This is a genomic window from Rhodococcus sp. SGAir0479 (genome assembly GCF_005484805.1).
In the GTDB taxonomy this organism is placed as follows: Bacteria; Actinomycetota; Actinomycetes; order Mycobacteriales; family Mycobacteriaceae; genus Prescottella.
Genome location: NZ_CP039432.1, coordinates 4,331,562 through 4,355,516, shown reverse-complemented (window position 1 = coordinate 4,355,516; position 23,955 = coordinate 4,331,562). Strand labels below are relative to the sequence as shown.

Below are 23,955 nucleotides of genomic sequence, written 5' to 3'. Positions count from 1 at the left end.
GCCACTCCCTCGCCGATTCGGTCAACGTTCCGGTCGCCGACGTTACCGACCGCACGACGGACGGTGACCCACGTCACCGCACCGGGTAGATTTCCAGGCGGGTGCGCGCACGGACGCCCCAGGGTGGGAAGGCTCGGAGGAGACATGTGGGAGACCCTGTCGACAGCGTGGGGATCGCTGCTCGAACCGCTGGGTGATCCGGTCGCATTGGCGATACCGGCGTTCGTCGTGTTCCTGGGACTCGAGTGGTTCGCCGCGCGCACGCTCGAGGAGGCGGAGATCCGCGACGGTCGCGCGTACCCGCCGTCGGCCGGATACGAGTTCCGGGACGCGCGGGCGTCGATCTCGATGGGGCTGGTGTCGATCGCGACCACCGCGTTCTGGAAGTTCGTCGCGCTGATCGGCTACTCCGCGATCTGGGTGTACCTCGCCCCGTGGCACCTGCCGCCGGGCGCCTGGTACACGTGGGTGATCCTGCTGCTGGGCATCGATCTGCTGTACTACCTGTACCACCGGATGGCGCATCGGGTCCGGCTGATCTGGGCGACGCACCAGGCGCATCACTCGAGCGAGTACTTCAACTTCGCCACCGCGCTGCGCCAGAAGTGGAACAACAGCGGCGAGATCCTCATGTGGATCCCGCTGCCGCTGATCGGCATTCCCCCGTGGATGGTGTTCGTCGGGTTCTCGGTGAGCCTGGTCTACCAGTTCTTCGTCCACACCGAGCGAGTCGGCACACTGCCGCGCCCCGTCGAGTTCGTCTTCAACACTCCGTCGCACCACCGGGTCCATCACGGGTGCGATCCCGAGTACCTGGACCGCAACTACGGCGGCATCCTCATCGTGTGGGACCGGCTGTTCGGCACGTTCCGGGCCGAGACCCGGCGTCCGACCTACGGTTTGACGAAGCCGGTGGGCACCTACGACATCTGGAAGCTGCAGACGCACGAGTACGCCGCCATCGGACGCGACGTCCGCGCCGCGACCGGCTGGCACGACCGCCTCGGCTACGTGTTCGGTCCGCCCGGATGGGCCCCGTCAGGCGCGCGTCAGACTCACCAGGAAGTCGACCGTGCCGTTGCCGTCGACGGTCACGAATCCCAGTGACGGCGGCGTGAGCCCGTAGTCGGACCAGGTGACGGGGACGCTGCCGGACGCGATCAGCGTGTCGCCGGAGTGCAGCACCTTCACGTCCACGCTCACCGGCCGGGACTGGCCCTTGAGGGTCAGCGCGCCCGTCGCCCGCACGGTCGCGGGCGTGCCGTCGGTGGGCAGCGACGCCAGGTCGACCGGGGCGTCGAGGGTGAAGGTCGCCGTGGGGAACGCGGCGGCGTCCATGACGTTGCCGCGGAACTGGTTGTCGCGGCGCGAGTTGTCGGTGGCGATGTCGGCGACCTGCACCACGACCTCGGCCGCGGTCATCTTCCGTTCCGAGATACTGACCGCGCCGCTGACCTGCCCGGTGGTCCCGACGACGGTCACCCGTGCGCCGTTGAGGATCTCGGACACCGTGTACCCGGCGGCCGTCTCGTTGGCACCCGAACCTGTTGTGACGACCCACTGCCCGTCGACGGACCCGGTTGCGGCCTGCGCACCCTCGGTGGAGACGGACGCGGCCGGGGCGTCGTCCTCGGCGATGAACTTGCCGTACACCCAGGGGCCCACCAGCACGGCGAGCACCACAACGACCACCACACCGCCGACGATCCACCACTTCTTCACCGGCACAGACTAAGAGCGCGGCGGACGCAGCGCCACAGCTACGATTCGAGGCCCGACGCAGTCCGTGCGTGTCCCCCGTCGTCCGGTCGTCGCAGGGGCTGTACAACCGTCGCAGGGGATTTCCGTACGGACAACCCCTGCGACCGCCGCACACGCCCCGCGGCAATGCGCGTAGCCCCCACCGACGGTCAGGCCGCCCGGCGGCGGGCCTCCGCCTCGGACACGGCGGGCGCCTCGGACACCGCCGGATCGACGACGGTCTGCTCCTCCGGGTCCTCGGTGATCGGCTCGGTCTGCGCGGTGACCTCCTTGCCGCGCCCGATCGCCAGGCGCGCCACCAGCGCGACGACGAGGCACGTGATCGCGCCGAGCAGCAGCCCGGCTCGGCCGCCCCACTGCTGACTGACCCAGCCGGCGATCGGGCCGCCGATCGCGGTGGACCCCATGAACGCCGTGGACCACAGGGCCATGACCCGCCCGCGCATCTGCGGATCCGCCTCGAGCTGCAGGGTGCTGTTGGTGGTGGAGTTGAACGCGATGCTCACAGCGCCGACGAGGGCCAACGCGACCAGTTCGAGTGCCAGGGTGGGGGCGGCGGCCGCCGCGACCAGCACCAGCCCGAACGCCGCCGCGGCGACGATCAGCACGCGGGTACCGGTCCGCCCCCACGTGGCGACGAGCAGGCCACCGCACACCGAGCCGACGCCCATCGCGGCCGTCATGAAGCCGTACGCCTCCGACCCGGCGCCGAACGTCTGGTCGGCGACGATGGGCAACACCACCTGGAACTCGAACGCGAGACAGCCGATGAACGCCATCATCAGCAGCGGCACCGCGAGATTGCGGTTGCCGCGGACGTAGCGCAGGCCTTCGCGCAGCTGCCCGCGGGCGCGCTCGGCCGGCGCGGACCGGTGCAGCGCGGAGGTGTCCAGTCGCACCAGCGACGTCACCACTGCCACGAAGCTGGCGGCGTTGAGCAGGAAGCACACGCCCAGACCGCCCGCGGCGATGGTCACACCGGCGACGGCCGGTCCGACGATGCGGGAGACGCTGACCATCGTCGACTGCAGGCTCACCGCGTTGCGGAGGTCGCGCGATCCCACCATCTCGAGCGTGAAGGACTGGCGCGCCGGGTTTTCGAAGCACTGGTTGAGACCGAGCAGCAGCGCCAGCACGTAGACGTGCCACAGCTCCACCGTACCGGTGATGGTGAGCACGCCGAGGACGAGGGCCTGCACGCCCATGACGGACTGCAACCCGATCATCAGGCGCCGCTTGTCCGAGCGGTCGGCGACGACGCCGCCGTAGGGGCCGAGCAGCAGGATCGGCAGGGTCTGCAACGCGACGACGACACCGATCGCGGTGCCGGAGCCGGTGAGTTCGAGGACGAGCCACGACTGCGCGACGGTCTGCATCCAGGTGCCGACCAGCGAGACGGCCTGGCCGCTGATGAAGCGGCGGAAGTTGCGGTTGGCCAACGCGGCGAACGTCTGGCGGCCGAGTTTCGTGGCCGCCGTCATGAGCGGGCCGTGGCCCGGACCTGACACATGCGTTCGCCCAGCGCCTCGAGGGCGGGCAGGGCAGCGAGCAGATCCTGGGTCTTCGACTCGGGGAGCTGGGTGAGGTACTCGGCGAACAACCGCGTCCGCTTCTCGCGCAGCTCGGTGTGCAGGGCGATCCCGGCGGGCGTGGCCGACACGACGACGGCCCGGCCGTCGTCCGGATGCGCCGAACGCGCCAGCAACCCGGCGGTCTCCATCTTGCCGATCATGCGCGAGAGCATCGTCGGGTTGAGGGTCTCGATCTCGGCCATCTCACTGGCCCGGATCGGTCCCCGCCGCACCGCGGTCGTGAGAATCGAGAATTGCGTCTTCGTCAGCTCACCGCCCGACGTCTGCCGATCGACCTGCCGGGCGATACGCCCGAGCGCGACCCGCAGCCGGGACACCTCGTCGTCGTCGAAGAGGCTCGTCACACCCACCTCCAAATTGTTTGCTTGTCGGCAAGCATACTCTTCGGCGGCGGTCGATCCCACCCGTCGAGACGACCACCACAGCAGCGGCGGCGCCGGTCAGGTGAGCTTGACGCCCTTCGCGATCGGCAGCACCCGCTGCTGGTTGTCGACCCATTCGCGCATCACGACCATCTCCTCGCGGCGCTGCACCGAGTCCCACGTGGCCATCTCGATGTTGCCGACGAGGTTCTGGCTCTCCTTCACCACGCGTTCGCGCTTGGCCTGGACCACCCGGTCGCGGTAGCGCTGCACCGAGACCCGCAGGTCCTGGATGGCGTCGATCTCGCTCTTGATGACCTCGACCGGACGCAGCACGTCCTCGTCGAGTTCGGCCGGGTCCTCGATGCCTGCGGTGACGAGACGCTGCTTGAACAGGTGGATCCGGTAGACGTCGTTGTTGATCTTGCGGGCCACGTCGTCGAGCTTCTCCGGCGTGATGCGGATCGCGCTGATGTCCCGGCCCGCCCACTCGAGGAACGCCTTGAAGAGCGCCACCTCGGTCGCGAGGTACACCAGCAGCGCCACCTCGGTGAGGACCTTGGGGTCGTCCGGGTGCGGTCGGCTCTTGACGCTGAGCAGCTCGCCCTTCACCAACACCTCGTGCTTGGGGAACACGCGGTGCAGCAGATCGAGGTAGACGCCGGGGCTCACCTTCTTGGCACGGATGCGCTTGATCCCGTACTCGTAGCGGGCGGTCCACTCGCCCCCGTCGTTGGGGATGTCGTACAGGAACACCCGGACGGGGTCGCCGTGGGAATAGGACTGATCCGGGCCCGCGCCGTCGTCGGCGTCGGCGACCGGCACGCTCTCGGCGTCGCCCGCCGCAGGTTCCTCGACGGGTGCGGGGACGACGGGATCAGGACCCGTCTCGCCCTCGTGCTTGCTGACCGTTGCCATGACTAGTGAGCGGCCGCGTACGCCTTGACGATGTCGGACGCGATGCGACCGCGCGTCGAGACGGAGTACCCGTTGGCGGAGGCCCACTCGCGGATCTCCTGGGTGCTCGCACCGTCGGAGGCGGCCTTGGTGGCGGCGCGGGCCGTCTGCCGGCCACCCACCTTGGTCGCGTGCCGGATGTAGTAATCCATCTTGCGATGGAACTCGGTGGCGTTCTTGTCGTTGAGGTCGATGGTGTACTCGACGCCGCCCACCGCGAAGCTGATCGTTTCGCCGCCGACGTCGATGGGCTCCCCATCAAGATCATCGATGAGCTCGACAATTACCTTCTGTGCCACGTATCACTCCCGAGGTCCGCCAACCAAGCTGCATCGAGAGCCTACGGGACAACCCCGCACACAATCGGACGCGGATCAGCGTTGCCATGTCGTCGATCGACGGGCCGCCTCGTAGATCGAGTGCAGGGCGGGCAGGGGGTAGAAGTCCTCCTGCTGCAGCAGCCACCGCGCGAACTGTCCGCGCGGCACGACGTGGACGCCGTCGGGCGCCCGTTTGATCGTGACGGACCGGGCGTTGACCGGGACGATGACGGCCTCCACATGCACAGGGAACCCGACTGCCGCGGTCAGCAGACGCGCGGCCCGGGCCGCCTCGTGGCGACTGTTGCGCAGGTACGGCTGGTTGGTCCCGTTCACCAGGAACGTGTTGCCCGCGATCCAGATACTCGCCCGTGGGTGGTGCTTCGTGTTGACCGTGTAGATACAGCCGGGACCGATGACGAGATGATCGATGTCGCTCCCCCGGTCACCGACGGGAATCGCGTGCAGCGCGCACCACCGCGGATCCCGTAGCCGCACACCGGCCAGTTCTGCGGCCACGATCGCCTCGCCGTCCGCACCGATCCGCCAGGCCCGCTCCTCGGTACGCGCGCCGAGCAGGCGCGCGAAGAACGTCCTCACGGGTGCTGCATCGCGGGCGGCCCTCGCCTGCACGCGCGCCGCGGAACCGGGCTCCGAGTGCGCGAGGTCGTAGACCGGCCGGTCCGTCGCAGCCGGCACGTGTCCGTGTCGCGCCAGCCAGCCCGTCGCCGCGGCCGTGACGGTCGACTCCCGTTCGGCGGTGCCGGCGTGCGCACGCCCCGACGCGACGTCCCACCACCCCAGTTCGGTGCCGTCGGCGGCCCGCACGTAGAGGCGGTCGTGTCCGTACCGCTGCCATCGCGTCACCACTACGTCGTCGCGCATACCTGGAGAGATACCAGCCCGACGAAGACAAAGTCCCAGGAACGAGGGATTTCGAGAACGCCCGGTTTGCCGTGCCGTGTGAACAAACCAAAAGGTTGATAAGTTCTCATCGTCCCATTCGGTTCAGTTGTACTGACAGGCAAGGAGTGTCGACCATGATCAGCGTCAACGATCTGTTCACCATCGTCCTCAATCTGGGTCTCCGCGTGGGCTCTGCCGGGTTCGCGCTGAACACCTCGGTGGAGAACCCGGTCTAGGGTTCACTCACCACGGCACTGTGCCCCCGGCGATTTCGCCGGGGGCACAGCTCTGTTCGGTAGGTTTTTCGTCGACACGGCGTCGGAGTGCCGACTCCGGCGCGCGGTCAGCGTCGGCGGCGGCGCCTGACCACGGCGCGGACGAGAAGCAACGCGACCGCCGCCCCCGCCACGGCACCCAGCACGGGGCCGCGGCGCTGCGCCAGCTGGACGGCCTCCTCGGTCTTTTCGTGCACGGCCGCCTTGGTCCGCGCCGACACGTCCACCCGGTGCGTGAGTTCCTCGACGGTCTCCGCGAGCTCGGCTCGTTGCCGCTCCACGTCGGGCTGGGTGGTGTCGTCAGGTCCGGATTCGGTCATCGCACGGTTCCTTTCACGGCTTGCACGTCCCGCCGGACGCTCTCGGCGGTGTCCGCGGGCACGGGCGGTGCGGCACTCTTCGCCCGCGCGGCGCCCACCGCGCCGAGGAGCCCGCCGATCGCGAGCACCACCAGGGACACGATGAGGGCCGCCAGCCACGGTGCCAGCGCGGTGGCCAGGCCCAGGATCGCGGTCGCGATGAGGGCGCCGACGCCGAGGTAGACGAGCATGAACCCCGCACCGGAGACCCCGACGCCGATTCCCACCCTGGTGCCCTTGGTCTTCACTTCTCCGACGGCGTTGGAGATCTCCGTGCGCACGAGCGCCGAGACCTGGCTCGCGAGGCGCTCGGTCAACTGAGCAGTGGACAGATCGTGTGGGTCCGCCTCACGGGGACCCGTTGCGTCAGCCATCGTCACTTCCCTTCCGTTCTGCGGTCGATGTCGTGGTGTGGGACAGGCGGAGTCGACGGCCGTCCTCGACGTCCTTGGTCCGCTGCTTCTCACGCTTCTCGATGTCGTGGGTGTCACGAGGCGGCAACTGGATCGTCTTCTCGGCGGGCATGCCTGCCTGGAGTTCACGTCCGCGCTCGAGCTCGGCGTCGAACTCGGCACCGAAGAGCAGCGCCAGGTTGGTGATCCACAGCCACAGCAGGAACACCACCGCGCCGGCGAGGGACCCGTAGGTCTTGTTGTAGCTCGCGAAGTGCGAGACGTACACGGCGAACAGGGCGGACGCGGCGATCCACGTGACGATCGCGATCGCGGCGCCGGGGCTGATCCAACGGATCTTGGGCTGAACGACATTGGGCGTCACGTAGTACAGCACCGCCACGAGCAGCCCCACCAGCACGAGCAACACCGGCCACTTCGCGATGTTCCACACGGTGAGGGCGGCGTCGCCCAGACCGAGCACGTCTCCGACCGAGCGAGCGACGGGACCGCTGACCACCAGCATCAACCCGGCAGCCCCGACCGCCAGCAGACAGAAGGCGGTGACCACGAACATCAGCGGCCGGAGCTTCCAGATCGGCCGCCCCTCCTCGATCTCGTAGATGCGGTTCATCGCGCGGGCGAAGGCGCCGACGTAGCCGGACGCCGACCACAGCGCACCCAGCACACCGAGGACCAGCGCAATGCCGGCAGACGGGGAGGCGACCAGCTGCTCGACCGGCTCGCGGAGGGTGTCCACCGCGTCGGACGGTCCGAGCTGCCCGACCAGGTCCATCACGGCGTCCACCGTGCGCTGGCCCTGACCGAACACGCCCAGGAGCGAGACGACCACCAGCAACGCCGGGAAGAGGGCCAGGACGGCGTAATAGGTGAGCGCGGCGGCCAGATCGGTGCACTGGTCGGTGCCGAACTCCCGGGCCGTCTTGCGGAGGACGTAGATCCAGGACCGTTTGGTGAGGTCCTCCGGAGAATCCGGCTCGACTCCGTCGTCTGCAGGGCGTGCCGAGCGGCGCGCGGTGGATGAATCGTCCCGAGCTGTCATTTTCGGGTGATACCCGGCACTCGCGGTACGTAAACAGCGGCCCCCACGATCAGGCTGGCAACGGCTCGTCGAAGGTGACCGGCATGGTGCGGGCCGGCCCCCCGAAGATCAACCGGCGCAGCGTGAAGCGGTGGCGGTCGGGATCGTACGGGCGGTACGCGAGGTAGGCACCGAGGTGAGTCACCCAGTGGAGCCGCAGGAGGCGCCGACGTTGCGGAGTCATCGCGTTGTGCCGCTCGAGGGTTTTCACACCGGCCTCCAGATAGTGCGAGAACTCGCGGGGCGGCGTCAACGCTCGGCGCGGGGACAGATCGGCGCGCATCTGGGACAGCTGCGCGATCTCCCAACCGGCCTCACCCACACACAGGGCCAGATCGACGTCCTCGTGCACGTCGCGGTCCCTGCTGGTGGAAGCCCGAACCTGCTCCCAGGTTTCCCGGCGCATGGCCATGTTGGCACCGTGCAGATTCCGTATCCGCTGTTCGCCACCCAGCACGCCCTTGGATACCAGGCGGCGGACGTACCAGCCCTTGATCCGACGGTACGGCGAGTCGTACGAGTTGCTCAAACCGGTCACCACGCCGACCTTCTCCGTGTCCGGACGCTCGAAGAAGTCGAGAACCTCCCGGCACCAGTCGGATTCGACACGCGTGTCGGCGTCGATTCGTCCCAGCACGTCCCCGGTCGCGGCCGCGAACCCGGCGTTGCGTGCATGAACCGCACCGGGAGCGGGCTCCCGGACCAGACGCACCACCGGGTGCTTCGCAGCCACGCGCGCAACGATCTCGGCGGTACCGTCGGTCGAGTTGTTGTCGACCACAACGATTTCGCGGAGGTGCGTCTGCTGCGCCAGCAGCGCGTCGAGGCACGCTCCGATGTAGTTCTCCTCGTTGTAGGCGGGCACGATGACCGACAACGTTTTTCGGGAAGTCATCTCTCCCGTATACCCAATCCTGCGCCGCCCCGCACGGCACGGTGCGCATCGATATCCGGTCTTGATCTTCGACCGGCGTCTCCCGGGCGCTGCCCGGACGCCGCCGCCCATCGCGGGTACCGTGGGGCGCGGAACGCCCGCCATCGACAGCCACGTCAGTGGTCCACCGTCGTTTTCCGTCCGATGGCGGGCGTTTCCTCTCACCCCATTTTCCTTGCGCTACTGCGGAACCGGGCTACGTCGCCCATGCGCGCGATTCGGCATCCTGGGGGATTTCCCAAAATGCGCTGTCTTGCAAGCACGGTCGCCTCGCCGGCGAGCGCCGGGTTCAGAGCAACCCGGCGAGCGGGCTGCGGTCGAGCTCGTGGCGTAGCGCCTCGACGTCGTCGCAGCAGTAGGCCGCTCCCGCCTCCTCGAGTTCCCCGCGCGAGATTCCGCCGCTGAGGACCCCGATGGCGGGCAGCCCCAGCCTCCGGCACGCGCGCACGTCCCAGACACTGTCGCCCACGAACACCGCCCGGTCGGCGTCGGTGCCGGCCCGGTCGAGAGCGATCTGCACGATCGTGGGATCCGGTTTGGCGGTGTCGACGTCCTCGCCGCCGGTCACCGCGTACAGCACGGACTCGCTGTCGAGGAGCTCACGCAGGATGGCCAGCTCGTCGGCCGGCGCGGAGGTCGCCAGCACCACCCGCAGGCCGGACGCGTCGAGGTGCGCGAGGATCTCCCGCGCACCCGGCAGCAGGCGCAACTGCCCGGCGTCGTTCTTGTAGAACCGCGAATGCAGCTCGTCGACGCGGTCGGCGGTGTCGTCGTCGATCCCCGGGCACAGTTCGCGGATGAGGGTGGAACCGTCCATGCCGATCGAGCGGTGGATGCGCCACGTCGGCACGGTCAGACCCGCCTCGGTGAACGCGCGATGCCACGCGTCGGCGTGCAGGTAGTTGGAGTCGACGAGGGTGCCGTCGATATCGAACAGCACCGCGGCAGGCAGGTTGGACATCGGAATTCGTGCTCCTCAGTTCGATGGTTGGTGTTCGGCCGGGTCAGTCGGCGACTCGGCCACCGCGAGAAAGCGCTGGACATCCTCCGGGTGGAGTCCCGGTTCCGCCGACACGGCGTCCACCAGCAGGCGCAGCTGACGCTGCAGGGCCGGGACGTGTTCCGGCCGCCCGCACTCCGCGACGTACTCGGTCAGCATCCGCAGCACGCGCGCGAGCGCGATGGCCACGTGTACCTGCCGCGGGCACGCCTGTCGGATCTGGTCGAAGGCGTGGTCGACGTACTCCGACGGCGACAGCAACCACGGGCGCACCATCGTCCGCCCGTCGTGTCCCGAGACCACCACCGGCGGCATGTCGGTCACCAGCAACGTCCGCAACAGGCTGCCCAGCCGCAGCACCACTTCGGTCGCCGTGGTGGGGTCGTTGATGGCCGCACTCAGCGCCCGCAGAGCGATGTCGACCAGTTGACGCAGCGCGAAGTCGACGTCCTGCTGCATCGTGCGGCTGTTGCCGATCTCGACGGCCGCCTCGAGCCGACGCCGGACCCGGTCGTCGCGCTCGGGGACCGGCGAGACGCGCAGCAACACCTCGCCCCGGTGGATGTACGCGCCGGTGCGCGTCTCCAGCCGGACGACGGTCGAGGACGGCACGGCCGCGAGGATCTGCTCGGTCGGCACCTGCGTGACCCACCCGTCGCGCGCCGCCCGGACGATCAGCTCGGGAACCTCCTCGGGAATCTCCGGTGTCGGAGAGCCCGGCACCTCACGGTGGGCGGCGCGGGAGGCCGAACCGATCACCCCCTCCGCCTCACCGGCGATCGTCCGCACCACCTCGCCCACCTGCAACCCCCGCGCGAGGCGGTCGAGGTAGGCGATGATGAGCACGACCGTCGCCACGGCGAGGACCAGCGCGGTCGTGAGCGGGATCCGCGGCGCCGGGTCGGTGGCGTTCCCGCTGATGTGCCGCAGGGTGAGCACGCAGAAGACGAACGTGGCCACCAACATTCCGATGACCGTCTGGCTCACCCGGTCCCGGATGAACGACCGCATCACCCGCGGCGAGAACTGGCTGCTGGCCAACTGCAGACTGACGACGGTGAGGGAGAAGACGACGCCGGCGGTGGTGATCGTCGCGCCCGCGACGGTACTGAGCAGCCAGGTCGCGCCGTTGCTGTTCATCCGCACGCCCCACCCGGCGCCGCCGTCCTCCACCAGTGCGCGATCGAGATAGGCGCTCACCTCCGCCAGCGCGACCCCGGCGACCACGAGCACCGTCGGCAGCGCGAACAGGCTTTCGCGGAAGCGGTACGCGGCGGCGGCGAGACGCAGCCGCGGGAGAGGTCGGGTGCCCCGGGTCATGCCATCCAAGGCTATCGGCAACGGGTCGGCGCCGCCCCGCACCGCGCGGCCCGCCGGAGCGGAAGTTGCCGAACCCGCAACTTTTCGTGCCGCCAGGTGGCCGGCCCGGCGACACTGGGCGTCCGAGTTCTCGACGAAGGAGACCCCCCATGCAGACCTCGCCCCGCGGGTCCCGCACCGACGCTCGGCCGCCGCGCCCCGGGAACACCGAACACGAGACCCTGCGAGCCTTCCTCGACTACCTCCGCACCTCGGTGGCCGCCAAGGTCGAGGGCGCGCCGGAACCCCAGGTCCGCACCGCCGGCGTGCCGTCGGGCACGAACCTGCTCGGTCTGCTCCACCATCTGACGCACGTCGAGCGCTGGATCTTCTTGGGCGAGAGCGTCACCGAGTGGCCGGCCACGTTCCACGCGGCACCGTCCGACACTGTGGCCGACGTGCTCACCCGCTACCGTGAGGCCGTCCGGCGGGCGAACGACGTGCTGGACGGGTGCACCGACCCGGGGGCACCCCTCCCCCGCCCGGACGGGCGCGCGCCGACCGTCCGCTGGGCGCTCACCCACATGATCGAGGAAACCGGCCGGCACGCCGGGCACGCGGACATCCTCCGCGAACTGATCGACGGCGCGACCGGACGCTGAGACGGAGGATCGGTCCGGTCTCAGCCGGCCGCCACTGCCGCCTGCGCGTACTCGACGTCCTGTTCGGGCTGAGCGCCGCTGACACCGAGCCCGCCGACGACCTCGCCGTCGACGACCACCGGCAGGCCACCGGGCAGCGTGGTGAGCGACTGCCGGGTCTGCGCGTCGATCAGTTCGGCGAGCGCGGGATGCGCGTCCGCGAGCCCGGAGTAGGCGGTCGTCGGGATCCCGACCAGTGCGGCGGTCGCGGCCTTGGCCCGGGCCACACCGGCGGTGAACCACGCGGCGCCGTCGTCGCGGACGACGAGGATGTCGTGGCCGCGGGTGTCCACCACCGCCACACTGACCCGGTTACCGGCGCGCCGGGCGGCCTCGAGTGCGACCTCCACCGCGTGCCGTGCCGCCGCCAGGTCGAGCCGTGCCCGCTGCTCCGCCATCGAATGTCCCTCCTCGCAACCGGTGTCGAGGTCACGAGCGTACGTGAGCGGGCCGGCGACGCCGGAGGGTGATGCAGGTGGCGGCGGTGCCCCACCCTCCGACTTCGCCATCGCTCATTCGCCCGCCCACGCCCCGAGGCCGGTGAGCTTCTGCGGATTGCGGACGAAATCAACTGCGGTGACACGGTTGTCGTTGATTCCGAGCGCAACCACCCCGTCCAGGCGGTCACCGACGAAGACCAGCAGTGCCGGATTGTGGTTGACCACGGTGGCGCGCATCGTCTTGCGCGGCCCCTGCTCGGCGACGGCGGCGAGGAACGCGGCGATGGCGTCGGCGCCGTGGATCGGTTCGAGCGCCGCACGCACGACGCCGCCCCCGTCGGCGGTCAGCACCGCGTCCGGGTCGAGAATCCGCAGCAGGGCCTCGAGATCTCCGGAGGTCGCGGCGGAGGCGAAGGCGCTCACCACCCGGCGATGCTCGGTGGGGTCGACGTCGAATCGCGGCTTGCGGGACTCGATGTGCTCGCGGGCGCGGGAGGCGAGCTTGCGGCAGGCCGCGGGGTTGCGGCCCAGCGCGGTGCCGATCTCGGTGAACGACAACCCGAACAGATCGTGCAGGACGAAGGCCGCGCGTTCGGCGGGGGCCAGGGTTTCCAGGACGACCAGCATTGCCCACGAGATCGAGTCCGCCAGGCCGACCGCGTCGGCCGGGTCGGCGGCCGTCTGCACCGGTTCGGGCAGCCACGGGCCGACGTAGCTCTCACGGCGGTGGCGTGCCGAGCGCAGGACGTCCAGCGCGAGCCGGGACGTCGTGGTCACCAACCACCCGACGAGGTCGTCGATCCGGCCGATATCGCTGCGTTGCAGTCGTATCCAGGCTTCCTGCACGACATCCTCGGCCTCGGTCACGCTACCGAGAAGACCGTAGGCCACGCCGAGAAGGCGTGGGCGCAGGTCGTTGAACACCGTGACGGCGGACATCTCAGCCCCACTGTCCGGGGGTGTAGCTGCCTGCCGGGGTGGCCGCGAGGACATTCATCCGATTGTAGGTGTTGATCAGCGCCACGAGGCCGACCAGCGCGGCGAGTTGGTCCTGGTCGAAGTGTTCGGCAGCGTTGGCCCACACGGCGTCGGGCACCCCTCCGGCGGCGTCGGCGATGCGGGTTCCCTCCTCGGTCAACTCCAGCGCGGCCCGCTCGGCATCGGTGAAGACGGTGGCCTCGCGCCAGGCCGCGACGAGATTCAGCCGCACCGATGTCTCGCCCGCGTGCGCGGCGTCCTTGGTGTGCATGTCGGTGCAGAAGCCGCAGCCGTTGATCTGACTGGCACGGATCTTGACCAGTTCCTGGGTCGCGGCCGGCAGCGTCGAGTCACCGATCACCTTGCCCGCCGAGTTGATGTACCGGGCGAACTTGGCGGCGGTGGCGTTGCCGTAGAAGTCGAGACGAGCGTTCATGGTGTTTCCTCCGGTGCGCTGATGCAGGGTCGCAAGGAGGACGAGGCGGGTCGCCGATGTGTGACCGGATGTGATGCACGTCACCGGAACAATGCCGCCGAGGGTGAAGTTGACGTTCGCACGGCGACGTCAACGGGCCCAAATCACCCGGGCCTTCATCATTTTCGGTAACGACAAGCCGGACGGACGCCCGCTAGCTTCATGACGCACACTGTCGCGTTCGGGAACGATCAGATCCGTCCCGGACTCGGCAATCTTTGCAGGCCAACCACTTTGGTTTCAAGGAGAAACAATGGGATCCCTCTCGCTGCTCGACATGGTCGAGATCGCCCTCGGCAGCTTCGTCCGGGTCATCGCCAGCGACAGCGGCTCGGTCAGCGAGCTCAACGTCTTCACCGCCCTGAGCTGACGGCACTCGACGAGACCCCCGGCCGCCCCCCGGACGGCCGGGGGTCTTGTCGGTCGTGGACGGCCGCGACCACCCGGTCCGGCGTCCCGGGCGCCGCGCACTGGGGGCGGCCCCGGAAAGCGAAAAGCCCCCCACCTGCACGCAGGTGGGGGGCTTTCTGGCGGTGGCGGAGGGATTTGAACCCTCGGTACGGGGTTACCGTACACAGCATTTCGAGTGCTGCACCTTCGGCCGCTCGGACACGCCACCGCCGAGAACTGTACCGGAGTCGACGCTCAGCCAGAAATCGGCTGGTCAGCACTACTTTCCGGTGAGTTTATCCTTGGCTGTCGAGGCGGCGTCCTTGACCTTTTCGCCCGCATCCTTGGCGGCCGACTTGACCTGGTCGCCCTTGCCCTCGTTCTTCAGGTCCTCGTCGTCGGTCGCCTTGCCGGCGGCCTCCTTGGCCTTACCCCCGAGGTCCTGAGCCTTGTTCTGGGCCTTGTCTCCGATTCCCACGAGTCACCTCCGTGAATCCGTCCGAACCTTGCGGCTGCGGTGCCACACGAGCACCTACCTCCACGACACCACGTTTCGCGGAATCCTGCCGGGGATCCTCGGCGACCGGGGCCCCGATACCAGACGTCGTCGCAGGTCAGAGGGTCAGCGCTGGCCCTGAAAGAAACTTGCGAGAACGCCCGCGCACTCGTCCTCGAGCACCCCGCCGCGCACCTCGGGGCGGTGGGTCAGACGGCGGTCGCGGACGACGTCCCACAACGAACCGACCGCGCCGGTCTTCGGTTCCCACGCGCCGAACACCACACGCCGCACCCGGGCGAGCACCAGGGCGCCCGCGCACATCGTGCACGGTTCCAGCGTCACCGCGAGGGTGGCGCCCTCGAGACGCCAACCGTCCCCGTGGACCCGCGCCGCGGCGCGCAGGGCGAGAATCTCGGCGTGCGCGGTCGGGTCGGCCGCGGCCTCGCGGGCGTTCGCCGCCCGGGCCAGTTCCATCCCGTCGGCGTCGAACACGACCGCACCGACGGGCACGTCGATGTCGGCGGCCGCGGCGGCCGCGTCGAGCGCCGCGCGGATCATCCGCTCGTCGTCCTGCAGGGTCACGCGCGGCTACCGGGGATCAGTGCGGCAGCTTGTCGAGCGCCGCCGACAGCTCCGCTTCGAAGCCGCAGCGCTGCGCGATCATCGTCAGCTGCTCGTCGGGGTACAGGTCGGTCTCGGCGAGGATCACGCCCAGGACCGCCTCGGGCAGCCCGAGGTCGGCGAGCACCCCGAGGTCGCCCTCCTCCCAGGGCTCGACGTCGTCGAGGTCGTCCGGGTCGATGTCCGGGACGTCGACGTTGAGGGCGTCGAGCACGTCGGCGGCGATGTCGTAGTCGATCGCGGCGGTGGCGTCCGAGACCAGCAGACGGGTGCCCGCCGGCGCGGGCCGGACGATGACGAAGAACTCCTCGTCCACGTCGAGCAGACCGAACACGGCACCCGAGCTACGCAGCGCCAACAGTTCCTTCTCGGCGGTCCGCAGGCTCGTGAGCGCTCCGTCGGTCAACGGCGTGCACTTCCACCGGCCTTCTTCACGGACGACAGCGATGCCGAAGCCGTCCAGGTCCTCCATCGACCCGGCGGAGGCCCGGTTGTCGTTCGCGCGCTGTGCACCCATGCGCGCAACGGTAGCCCGCGCACCGCCTCCATAAGAAGTCCAGCGCCCGATGTGCCAACCTGTTCGGGTGTCTGCCTCCGTTCCCGCACCTCCCGTCTGTGTTCTCGGCCTGGGTCTGATCGGTGGGTCGCTGCTCCGCGCCGCCGTCCGGGCGGGCCGCCGCGGGTGGGGTTGGAACCGTTCCGCGCCCACCGTGGACGCCGCCCGCGCCGACGGTTTCGACGCCGACACCGACCTCGTCGCGGTGCTCCGCCGGGCCGCTGCGGACCGGGCGCTGATCGTGGTCGCGGTGCCGCTGCCCGCGGTCGACGCGACGCTCGCGGCGATCGCCGAGCACGCCCCCGGCTGCCCCGTCACCGACGTCGTCAGCGTCAAGGCCGAGGTGGCCGCCGCCGTGGCCCGTCACGGGCTGAGGGACCGGTTCGTCGGCGGGCATCCGATGGCCGGGACGTCGCAGTCGGGCTGGGAGGCCGGCGACCCGGACCTGTTCCGCGACGCGGTGTGGGTGGTGAGCGCCGACGACGGCGTCGACCCGCAGATCTGGTCGCAGGTGGCGCGGCTGGCGCTGGACTGCGGCGCCGTGGTGGTGCCGGCCGAGTCCGCCGAGCACGACGCCGCCGTCGCGCGGGTCTCGCACCTGCCGCACGTGCTGGCCGAGGCGTTGGCCCTGGCCGGGGCGGCCGGCGGTGAGCTGGCGCTGGGCCTGGCGGCCGGCTCGTTCCGCGACGGCACCCGGGTGGCCGGCAGCGCGCCCACCCTGGTGCGCGCGATGTGCGAGGGCAACCGGGACGCGCTGCTGACCGCGCTGGACGAGACGCTGGCGGTGCTGAACCGGGCGCGCACCGAACTCGCGGACCGGGGAACGATCGCCGACCTGGTCGAGGCCGGGCACGACGCCCGCCGGCGCTACGAGCAGCGCGAGCGGTGGACCGTCACGGGGATCGAACCGGGCGAGGACGGCTGGCTCGAGAAGCTGCGCGACGCCGGACGCCGCGGCGGGGTGCTGCGCCCGTGAGTCTGCGCGACGTCGCCGAGGCGCTGGCCAAGCGGGAGACGACGGCCACCGAGCACATCCGCACGACGCTCGACGCGCTCGACGGGCTGCTGGGCACTCCGTGGGAGAACCTGGTCGCGGCCCGCGACGACACCGCCGCACTCGAGGCCGCCGCCCGCGCCGACGCGGCGATCGCGGCCGGCGACTGGATCGGTCCGCTGCACGGCGTCGCGGTCGCGGTCAAGGACAACATCGACGTCGCCGGGATGCCGACGCGATGCGGCAGCGCCGTGCTCGCCGACGCCCCGCCCGCCGCCGCCGACGCCCGGATCGTCGCGAGGTTGCGGGAAGCGGGCGCGATCGTCGTCGCCAAGTCCCACCTGCACGAGTTCGCGTACGGGCCGACGGGCGCGGTCAACGCCTCCGGTCCGGCCGCGCACCCGCACGATCCCGGCCTGGTCACCGGTGGCTCGTCCTCGGGTGCGGCGGCGCTGGTCGCCCGCGGCGTCGTGCCGGTCGCGCTCGGCACCGACACCGGCTGCAGCGCACGCACTCCCGCCGCCCTGTGCGGGGTGGTGGGGATGAAGCCCAGCTTCGCGGCGCTGCCGACGTCGGGCATCTTCCCGCTCTCGACCACGTTCGACCACGTGGGGCTGCTGGCCGCCGACGTGTTGGACGTGTCGTTGGCGTGGGGCGCGCTCCCCGGCATCGCGCACGTGCGCACCCCCGTCGCGGGCCTGCGGGTGGGACGGCTGCGCGGCGAGAACTGGGACGCCGTCGACCCCGCGATCGCGGCCGCCGTCGACACCGCCGCCCGCGCGCTCGGCGACGCCGGCGCCGACGTGGTCGACGTCGAACTCCCCGAGACCGAACAGTTCCTCGCGGCATACCCGGTGATCACCGGGTCGGAGGCGTACGAGACGCACCGGCGGTGGTTCGAGTCGACGCCCGAGCGGTACCAGCCGCCGACGGCGGCACTGCTGGCCGCGCAGCGGGACCGCCCCGCGGTCGACTACGTGCACGCCGTCCGCACCGTCGAACGTCTTCGCCGTCAGGCGCTTTCACGACTGCGCGGCGACCTGGGCCTGGACCTGCTGCTCACCGCGACCACTCCGCTGCGGGCGGTCACGCAGGCCGACGCCCTCTCCCCCGACCCGGCGGTGGCCCGGACGCCGTTGCTGCGCATGTGCATTCCGTTCAACGCGCTCGGTGTCCCGGCGATCTCGGTGCCGGTCCGGATCGACGACGGCGCGCCCGTGGGCGTCCAGGTGATCGGGCTGCCGACCACCGCGGGCGGGCACGGCTCGCACCCGGCCGAGTCCGCGGCGCTCGCCGCCGCGCTCGCCGTGGGCTGAGGCCGTTCAGATCCGCTCGGCCAGCCCGGGGTAGTCGAGCACGAACCCGTCCGCGTCGACCGTGATGGACGACGACGACACCGGCGAGAGCACGTGGATGCCGTCGGCGCCGCTGCTGTAGGTCAGGGACGCCTCCTGCACGGCCAGGTCCGGCAGGTTGACGTACACGACCGGCACCTGGATGTCCTCGGACTCGTGCTGCATGCCGTATCGGCGGATCGGCAGCGCGTTGAAGAACGGGCTGAGCACGACGTCGACGTCCTTGGCGCCCGCGAAACCGGACCGCAGGTGCGTGGTCCCGGCCTCGACCATCCAGACGCCCTCCTCGTCGCGGCTGATCGACATCTGCCGCTCGCCGGTCGCGAGCGCGGTCCGCAGGGACAGCCGCCGGGTGACACCGGCCTCGTCGGTGACGAGGTCGTAGGAGGCACTGAAGGCGGGGTGCTCGGGGCACTGGCCGCCGATGATGCGTCCGGCCGCCTTGATCCGGTTACCGCTCACCTGTACGCGTACCGACTCCATGCGGGGCGCGCTGTGCGCGCGCCACGTGAGAACGGCAGGCCAGGGCGACGCGATGCTCGGGATGCTCACGGTCTCTACGGTAAGCGACGAACGGGGTCCGGGCGTGTTGGGCGGGCGGGATTGTCTCGGGCGGGTCGTCATTCGGACATTTCGACCGGTGCGTCGGCGCGTTCGAGCACCACGATGCGGCGGGAGAACACCACCAGCGCGGACAGCCCGACGGCGACGTTGACGAGCGCGCCGAACTCCTCGGCGACGAAGTTGAACACCTCGGTGAGCAGAATCGTCACCAGGGCGGCCACCCGCAGCATCCGCACGGGCCAGATGCTTCCGGTCCGCAGCCGGGCGATCGCCACCCAGCACAGCACGAAGGCGATCGCCGAGCCGCACATCTGGCCGATCGTCGTGATGTCGGTGCCGGTGCCGCCCGCCAGGTCGTCGGCCAGCGTCACCACCGCACCCACCACCCCGGCGGTGGAGAACAGCGCCAGCGCGACCGCCGCGACCCACAGCGCGCGGGGGCCGTCGAACACCCGCGAGAGCCGCACCCGCAGCCACCCGCCCGCGCCGTCGATCCGCCCGCTGCGGCGCGGCGCGCACCGGGCCAGCAGTTCCTCGACGCCCGCGATCGCCTGCGGATCGACGCCCGCCGCGGCCGCCCGCCGCAGCTGCCGCATCGCCTGGGCCCGCCGGTGCACGGTCAGGCCGTGCACCAGTCCGTCGGCGGCGGTGCTGGCGGCGTTGAGGAGATCCTCCGCGGTGGTCTGCTGCCGCACGTCGTGCAGCCACCGGTTGAGCAGCAGCAGCGCCACGACCACCACGTACATGATCGCGACCGACGGCTGGAAGAAGTAGTCGTTGGTCTTGGTCACGAACTTGCCGACCTCGTCGAGGAACAGCCCGAACCCGATCCCGCCGGCGACCACCGCGACCATCCGGGGCAGCGCGCCGAGGAAGGAGAACACGATCACCAGCGCCACCACCATGCCCAGCCCGCCCCACAGGGCGTGCGCGATGTGCAGCGTCGATCCACCGACCTGCGGGTAGCCGGTGGCGTGCAGATAGGCCCGGGTGACGAGGATGGTGAGGATCCCGATGACGACGAATGCCTCGACCAGGGCGCTCGCCTGGGCGTCCCGCAGCAGTCGCGGATTCCGGGGTACGGCCAGGCGGTCGACGAGTGCGGGCTCGGTCTTCATGCGGCACAAACCCTTTCGGACGAGGTTGGCGGCGCGTGCCGCGGTCCGGACCCGAGCACCCTTTACTTTCCCCCGCCGCGGTCGCAAGGTTGAGTGAAGTCCGTTCGACCTGTGCGGACGAGTCCGAACCAGATTGCTGAATCCAGAGATTTGGAGGATAGGACATGACCGAAGGTTGGGGTCGTATGGACAGTCCCTTCGATGACATTTTCGCCAGGTTCTTCGGATCGGGGCTGTCGTCCCAACCCCCGGTCCAGCGGGTCGATCTGGGGCGTCTGCTCAACGACGGTGCCCGCCGGCTGATCGCCACGGCCCGCGACGCCGCCACCGAGTGGGGCAACAGCGAGATCACCCCCGAACACCTGCTGTACGCGGCGGCGCAGAACGATCCCACGCGCGGCGTGCTCACCAGCATCAATCTGGATCCGGACGAGGTGGCCTCGAAGATGGCCGCGCACCTGGACAAGCACGGCACCCCCAAGACCACTCCCGGTTCGCCCAGCCTCAGCCCGGCCGCCAAGCGGGCGCTGCGCACCGCGCAGCAGCAGGCGAGCGAGTCCGGCAGCAGTTACATCGGTCCCGAACACATCCTCATCGGCATCGCCGCGAACTCCGAGAGCCCCGCCGGCAAGGCGCTGCTGGGGGCCACCATCGAGGGTGAGAAGGCCGCCAGCCCGCCGAGTTCTACCCCGACGCTCGACGAGTACGGCCGCGACCTCACCGCCGAGGCCCGCGCCGGCAACATCGACCCCGTCGTCGGCCGTGCCACCGAGGTGGAGCAGACCATCGAGATCCTCTCCCGGCGCCGCAAGAACAATCCGGTTCTCATCGGCGATCCGGGCGTCGGCAAGACCGCGATCGTCGAGGGTCTCGCGCAACGCATCGTCAACAACGACGTGCCGTCGACGCTCACCGACCGCCGCGTCGTCGCGCTCGACGTGGGTTCGCTCGTCGCCGGCACCAAGTACCGGGGCGAGTTCGAGGAGCGGCTGACGAAGATCCTCGACGAGGTCAAGGCGCACTCCGACGAACTGGTGCTGTTCATCGACGAGCTGCACACCATCGTCGGCGCCGGCGCCGGCGGGGAGGGCGCGATGGACGCCGGCAACCTGCTCAAGCCCGCGCTGGCCCGCGGCGAACTGCACGCCATCGGCGCGACCACCATCGACGAGTACCGCAAGCACATCGAGAAGGACGCCGCGCTCGAGCGCCGCTTCCAGCCGGTGCTGGTGGCCGAACCGTCCGTCGACGACACGATCGAGATCCTGCGCGGGCTGGTCGACAGCTACGAGGCCCACCACCAGGTGCACTACACCGACGAGGCGCTGGTGGCGGCCGCCGAACTGTCCGACCGCTACATCACCGACCGGTTCATGCCGGACAAGGCGATCGACCTCGTCGACCAGGCCGGCGCCCGGGTACGGCTGCGCACCCGCACCCCCGACCTCGACACCCGCACCGCCGAGGAGGAGATCGCCCGACTCAAGCGGGAGAAGGACTCCGCCGTGGGGCAGGAGGACTACGAGCGCGCCGACGCCCTCAAGCGACAGATCACCGAGGCCGAGGAACGTCTGGGCGAGACCGCCGAGGAGACCACCCCCGAGGTGACCGTCGAGGACATCGCGCACGTGGTGTCCCGGCAGACCGGAATCCCGGTGGCGGACTTGACCTCCGAGGAACGCGAGCGCCTCATGAGGCTCGAGGACGTCCTGCACGCCCGGGTGATCGGGCAGAACGAGGCGGTGACCGCGGTGGCCGAGGCGGTGCGCCGGTCCCGCGCGGGGCTCTCCGACCCGGACCGCCCCATCGGCTCCTTCCTGTTCCTGGGGCCCACGGGGGTCGGCAAGACCGAGACCGCGAAGGCGTTGGCGGAGGCGGTGTTCGGCGACGAGAACCGGATGATCCGCTTCGACATGAGCGAGTTCCAGGAGAAGCACACCGTCTCCCGGCTGGTCGGGGCGCCACCCGGATACGTCGGCTACGAGGAGGCCGGCCAACTCACCGACAAGGTGCGGCGGCAGCCGTACTCGGTGGTGCTGTTCGACGAGGTCGAGAAGGCTCACCCCGACGTGTTCAACGTGCTGCTGCAGCTCCTCGACGACGGCCGGGTCACCGACGCGCAGGGCCGCACCGTCGATTTCAAGAACACCATCGTGATCCTCACCAGCAACATCGGTTCCGACCTCATCCTCGGCACCAAGGGCGACGAGGTCGATGACCTGGTGCCGACACTGATGGAGCGGTTGCGCTCGCACTTCCGGCCCGAGTTCCTCAACCGGATCGACGAGACGATCGTCTTCCACCGGCTCGACCAGACGGAACTGCGACAGATCATCGAACTGATCCTCGACGGCACCCGCCGGCAGCTGCACGCCCAGAACGTCGAGCTCGACATCACCGACGACGCGGTCGACTGGCTCGCCGAGAAGGGCTATCAACCGGAGTTCGGCGCCCGGCCGCTGCGCCGCACCATCCAGAAGGAACTCGACAACCGGCTCGCCGGCCTGCTGTTGTCGGGTGAACTCGAACCGGAGGACACCGTCCGCGTCGCGATCGACGGCGCCGGGCTCGAACTTGGTGTCGTGCACCACAACGGTGCCGAGGGCTCGCTGCCCACCGAGCCGAGCGAGCCGGAGAAGGCGTCGTCGGAGACCTGACCACCCGTTCCCCGCAGACGCTCGGCCGGCTCGTCCGGCCGAGCGTCTCGTTCCGTGCCCCGCCCGAGGCGAACCCCACCGAGTGTGACTCGGGCTCCGTCGGAGGACTCGAGTAACGTGCTCCTGGTATTTGCGCGTGAGGAAGGGTGCCGTGACGTCGACGGGGAACATGGTGGGGCTGTTCGCCGGCATCGGCGGGGTGGAGTTGGGCCTGCGCAGTCACGGCTGGGAGACCGAGCTGCTGTGCGAGATCGACCCCGGCGCCCAGCAGGTCCTGCGCACCCGGTTCGCGGACGTCGAGCTGCACGGTGACGTCACCCGGCTGCGGTCGCTGCCGCAGCGCACCGAGCTGGTGGCCGCCGGGTTCCCGTGTCAGGACCTGTCCCAGGCCGGCCGGACGGCGGGCATCACCGGCGCCCGATCGGGGCTGGTGGACGAGGTGTTCCGCCTGGTCAAGCGCAAGAAGGGTCCGCGCTGGCTGCTGATCGAGAACGTGCCGTTCATGCTGCAGCTCGGGCGGGGCGCCGCGATGCGGCACATCACCGACGCGCTCGAGGACCTCGGCTACACGTGGGCGTACCGGGTGGTGGACGCGCGTGCATTCGGTCTGCCGCAGCGGCGCCAGCGGGTGCTGATGCTGGCCTCGCGCACCGACGACCCGCGCGAGGTGCTGTTCGGGCAGGACGCGGGCGTCCCCGTCGAGGGCGATCCGTCCCAGTTCCCGTGCGGCTTCTACTGGACTGAGGGCATCCGCGGGCTGGGCTGGGCGGTCAACGCGGTCCCGACCCTCAAGGGCGGTTCCACCGTGGGCATCGCCTCGCCACCGGCGGTCCGACTGCCGTCGGGCGAGATCGTCACCCCCGGACTGCTGGACGCCGAGCGCCTGCAGGGGTTCGATCCGGACTGGACGGCCCCGGCCACGCAGCTCAAGGGAATCCGCAACGGCCATCGCTGGCGGCTGGTCGGCAACGCGGTGAGCGTGCGGATGGCCGAGTGGGTCGGTGGCCGGTTGACCGACCGCCTGCCCTACAGCCGCGACCACGAGACGCCGCTGAAGCCGGGCGACGCGTGGCCGAGCGCGGCGTGGGGCCGGGACCGGCAGGCGTTCCGGGTGCACGAATCGCAGTGGCCGGTGCAGCACCCGTACGAGGACCTCAGCGGGTTCCTCGAGCACTCGCAGTTGCTGTCCGCCCGCGCCACCGCCGGCTTCCTCAAGCGGGCCCGCACCGGCAGCCTCCGGTTCGTGCCCGGCTTCCTCGACGACGTCGAGAGCCACCTCGACCGGATGGGCGGCTACCCCGAGGCGGCCGCCTGACCCTGCCGCGGAGCAGACGCCCGCGACCGGTGC

The 23,955-nt window shown here is 70.2% G+C and carries 26 protein-coding genes and 1 tRNA gene; 6 read left to right on the top strand and 21 right to left on the bottom strand.

Features of this window, described 5'->3' with window-relative positions:
• Positions 1-144 precede the first annotated feature (144 nt).
• On the top strand, positions 145-1,107 hold the full coding sequence (locus E7742_RS20125; RefSeq protein WP_137800557.1) for a sterol desaturase family protein: 963 nt from the start codon (positions 145-147) through the stop codon (positions 1,105-1,107).
• On the opposite strand, the gene E7742_RS20120 is transcribed toward E7742_RS20125, so the two are convergent.
• The 12 genes from E7742_RS20120 to E7742_RS20065 form a co-directional block, all read right to left on the bottom strand.
• The gene (locus E7742_RS20120; RefSeq protein WP_137800556.1) at positions 1,039-1,722 is read right to left on the bottom strand and encodes a YceI family protein; all 684 of its coding nucleotides are present in this window, start codon (positions 1,720-1,722) and stop codon (positions 1,039-1,041) included. The genes E7742_RS20125 and E7742_RS20120 overlap by 69 nt on opposite strands.
• Positions 1,723-1,910: 188 nt before the next feature.
• Positions 1,911-3,242, bottom strand: coding sequence for an MFS transporter (locus E7742_RS20115; RefSeq protein WP_137800555.1), 1,332 nt, complete (start codon positions 3,240-3,242; stop codon positions 1,911-1,913).
• On the bottom strand, positions 3,239-3,697 hold the full coding sequence (locus E7742_RS20110) for a MarR family winged helix-turn-helix transcriptional regulator (protein ID WP_137800554.1): 459 nt from the start codon (positions 3,695-3,697) through the stop codon (positions 3,239-3,241). Before E7742_RS20110 ends, E7742_RS20115 begins: the two co-directional genes overlap by 4 nt.
• Before the next feature lie 96 nt (positions 3,698-3,793).
• On the bottom strand, positions 3,794-4,633 hold the full coding sequence (locus E7742_RS20105; RefSeq protein ID WP_254699080.1) for a hypothetical protein: 840 nt from the start codon (positions 4,631-4,633) through the stop codon (positions 3,794-3,796).
• Positions 4,634-4,635: 2 nt separating this feature from the next.
• The gene (locus tag E7742_RS20100) at positions 4,636-4,971 is read right to left on the bottom strand and encodes a histone-like nucleoid-structuring protein Lsr2 (RefSeq protein WP_137800553.1); all 336 of its coding nucleotides are present in this window, start codon (positions 4,969-4,971) and stop codon (positions 4,636-4,638) included.
• A gap of 75 nt (positions 4,972-5,046) precedes the next feature.
• Entirely contained in the window at positions 5,047-5,877 is an 831-nt protein-coding gene (locus E7742_RS20095) for a nuclease-related domain-containing protein (RefSeq protein WP_137800552.1), read from the bottom strand.
• A 364-nt stretch (positions 5,878-6,241) separates the two neighbouring features.
• Positions 6,242-6,493 (bottom strand): DUF3618 domain-containing protein, encoded by a 252-nt coding sequence (locus tag E7742_RS20090; RefSeq protein ID WP_137800551.1) that lies wholly within the window; start codon positions 6,491-6,493, stop codon positions 6,242-6,244.
• The gene (locus E7742_RS20085; protein WP_137800550.1) at positions 6,490-6,906 is read right to left on the bottom strand and encodes a phage holin family protein; all 417 of its coding nucleotides are present in this window, start codon (positions 6,904-6,906) and stop codon (positions 6,490-6,492) included. Before E7742_RS20085 ends, E7742_RS20090 begins: the two co-directional genes overlap by 4 nt.
• A complete protein-coding gene (locus E7742_RS20080; RefSeq protein WP_137800549.1) occupies positions 6,899-7,987 on the bottom strand; it encodes a YihY/virulence factor BrkB family protein in 1,089 nt (362 codons plus the stop codon). Before E7742_RS20080 ends, E7742_RS20085 begins: the two co-directional genes overlap by 8 nt.
• A 49-nt stretch (positions 7,988-8,036) precedes the next feature.
• Complete coding sequence (locus E7742_RS20075) at positions 8,037-8,921, bottom strand: glycosyltransferase (RefSeq protein WP_137800548.1); 885 nt, start codon at positions 8,919-8,921, stop codon at positions 8,037-8,039.
• A gap of 328 nt (positions 8,922-9,249) precedes the next feature.
• Positions 9,250-9,921, bottom strand: coding sequence for an HAD family hydrolase (locus E7742_RS20070; RefSeq protein ID WP_137800547.1), 672 nt, complete (start codon positions 9,919-9,921; stop codon positions 9,250-9,252).
• Between the two features lie 15 nt (positions 9,922-9,936).
• Entirely contained in the window at positions 9,937-11,280 is a 1,344-nt protein-coding gene (locus tag E7742_RS20065) for a DUF2254 domain-containing protein (RefSeq protein ID WP_137800546.1), read from the bottom strand.
• A 149-nt stretch (positions 11,281-11,429) separates the two neighbouring features.
• Between E7742_RS20065 and E7742_RS20060 the strand changes: the two genes are divergently transcribed.
• Positions 11,430-11,921, top strand: a complete 492-nt coding sequence (locus E7742_RS20060; protein ID WP_137800545.1) for a DinB family protein — start codon at positions 11,430-11,432, stop codon at positions 11,919-11,921.
• A 20-nt stretch (positions 11,922-11,941) separates the two neighbouring features.
• On the opposite strand, the gene E7742_RS20055 is transcribed toward E7742_RS20060, so the two are convergent.
• The 7 genes from E7742_RS20055 to E7742_RS20025 form a co-directional block, all read right to left on the bottom strand.
• Positions 11,942-12,358 carry a heme-binding protein gene (locus E7742_RS20055; RefSeq protein ID WP_137800544.1) on the bottom strand — a complete coding sequence of 139 codons (417 nt, stop codon included), beginning with the start codon at positions 12,356-12,358 and terminating at the stop codon, positions 11,942-11,944.
• 114 nt (positions 12,359-12,472) lie between these two features.
• Entirely contained in the window at positions 12,473-13,339 is an 867-nt protein-coding gene (gene sigJ, locus E7742_RS20050) for an RNA polymerase sigma factor SigJ (protein WP_137800543.1), read from the bottom strand.
• 1 nt (position 13,340) lies between these two features.
• The gene (locus tag E7742_RS20045) at positions 13,341-13,814 is read right to left on the bottom strand and encodes a carboxymuconolactone decarboxylase family protein (RefSeq protein ID WP_137800542.1); all 474 of its coding nucleotides are present in this window, start codon (positions 13,812-13,814) and stop codon (positions 13,341-13,343) included.
• Positions 13,815-14,381: 567 nt separating this feature from the next.
• Positions 14,382-14,472, bottom strand: a tRNA-Ser gene (locus E7742_RS20040).
• A gap of 51 nt (positions 14,473-14,523) precedes the next feature.
• A complete protein-coding gene (locus E7742_RS20035; protein WP_137800541.1) occupies positions 14,524-14,721 on the bottom strand; it encodes a CsbD family protein in 198 nt (65 codons plus the stop codon).
• A 144-nt stretch (positions 14,722-14,865) separates the two neighbouring features.
• Entirely contained in the window at positions 14,866-15,324 is a 459-nt protein-coding gene (locus E7742_RS20030) for a nucleoside deaminase (protein ID WP_137800540.1), read from the bottom strand.
• A 16-nt stretch (positions 15,325-15,340) separates the two neighbouring features.
• On the bottom strand, positions 15,341-15,880 hold the full coding sequence (locus tag E7742_RS20025) for a tRNA adenosine deaminase-associated protein (RefSeq protein WP_137800539.1): 540 nt from the start codon (positions 15,878-15,880) through the stop codon (positions 15,341-15,343).
• Positions 15,881-15,929: 49 nt separating this feature from the next.
• On the opposite strand from E7742_RS20025, the gene E7742_RS20020 reads away from it, so the two are divergent.
• Both E7742_RS20020 and E7742_RS20015 read left to right on the top strand, forming a co-directional pair.
• Positions 15,930-16,895, top strand: a complete 966-nt coding sequence (locus E7742_RS20020) for a prephenate dehydrogenase (protein ID WP_137800538.1) — start codon at positions 15,930-15,932, stop codon at positions 16,893-16,895.
• Positions 16,892-18,229, top strand: a complete 1,338-nt coding sequence (locus E7742_RS20015; RefSeq protein WP_137800537.1) for an amidase — start codon at positions 16,892-16,894, stop codon at positions 18,227-18,229. The genes E7742_RS20020 and E7742_RS20015 overlap by 4 nt, the downstream gene beginning before the upstream one ends.
• Before the next feature lie 6 nt (positions 18,230-18,235).
• Here the strand turns inward: E7742_RS20015 and E7742_RS20010 are convergent, their stop codons facing one another.
• On the bottom strand, positions 18,236-18,820 hold the full coding sequence (locus tag E7742_RS20010) for a putative glycolipid-binding domain-containing protein (protein WP_137800536.1): 585 nt from the start codon (positions 18,818-18,820) through the stop codon (positions 18,236-18,238).
• Between the two features lie 68 nt (positions 18,821-18,888).
• Entirely contained in the window at positions 18,889-19,950 is a 1,062-nt protein-coding gene (locus tag E7742_RS20005) for a hypothetical protein (protein WP_137800535.1), read from the bottom strand.
• Between the two features lie 164 nt (positions 19,951-20,114).
• On the opposite strand from E7742_RS20005, the gene E7742_RS20000 reads away from it, so the two are divergent.
• On the top strand, positions 20,115-22,607 hold the full coding sequence (locus E7742_RS20000; RefSeq protein WP_137800534.1) for an ATP-dependent Clp protease ATP-binding subunit: 2,493 nt from the start codon (positions 20,115-20,117) through the stop codon (positions 22,605-22,607).
• Between the two features lie 151 nt (positions 22,608-22,758).
• Positions 22,759-23,922 (top strand): DNA cytosine methyltransferase, encoded by a 1,164-nt coding sequence (locus E7742_RS19995; protein ID WP_137800533.1) that lies wholly within the window; start codon positions 22,759-22,761, stop codon positions 23,920-23,922.
• Positions 23,923-23,955 lie beyond the last annotated feature (33 nt).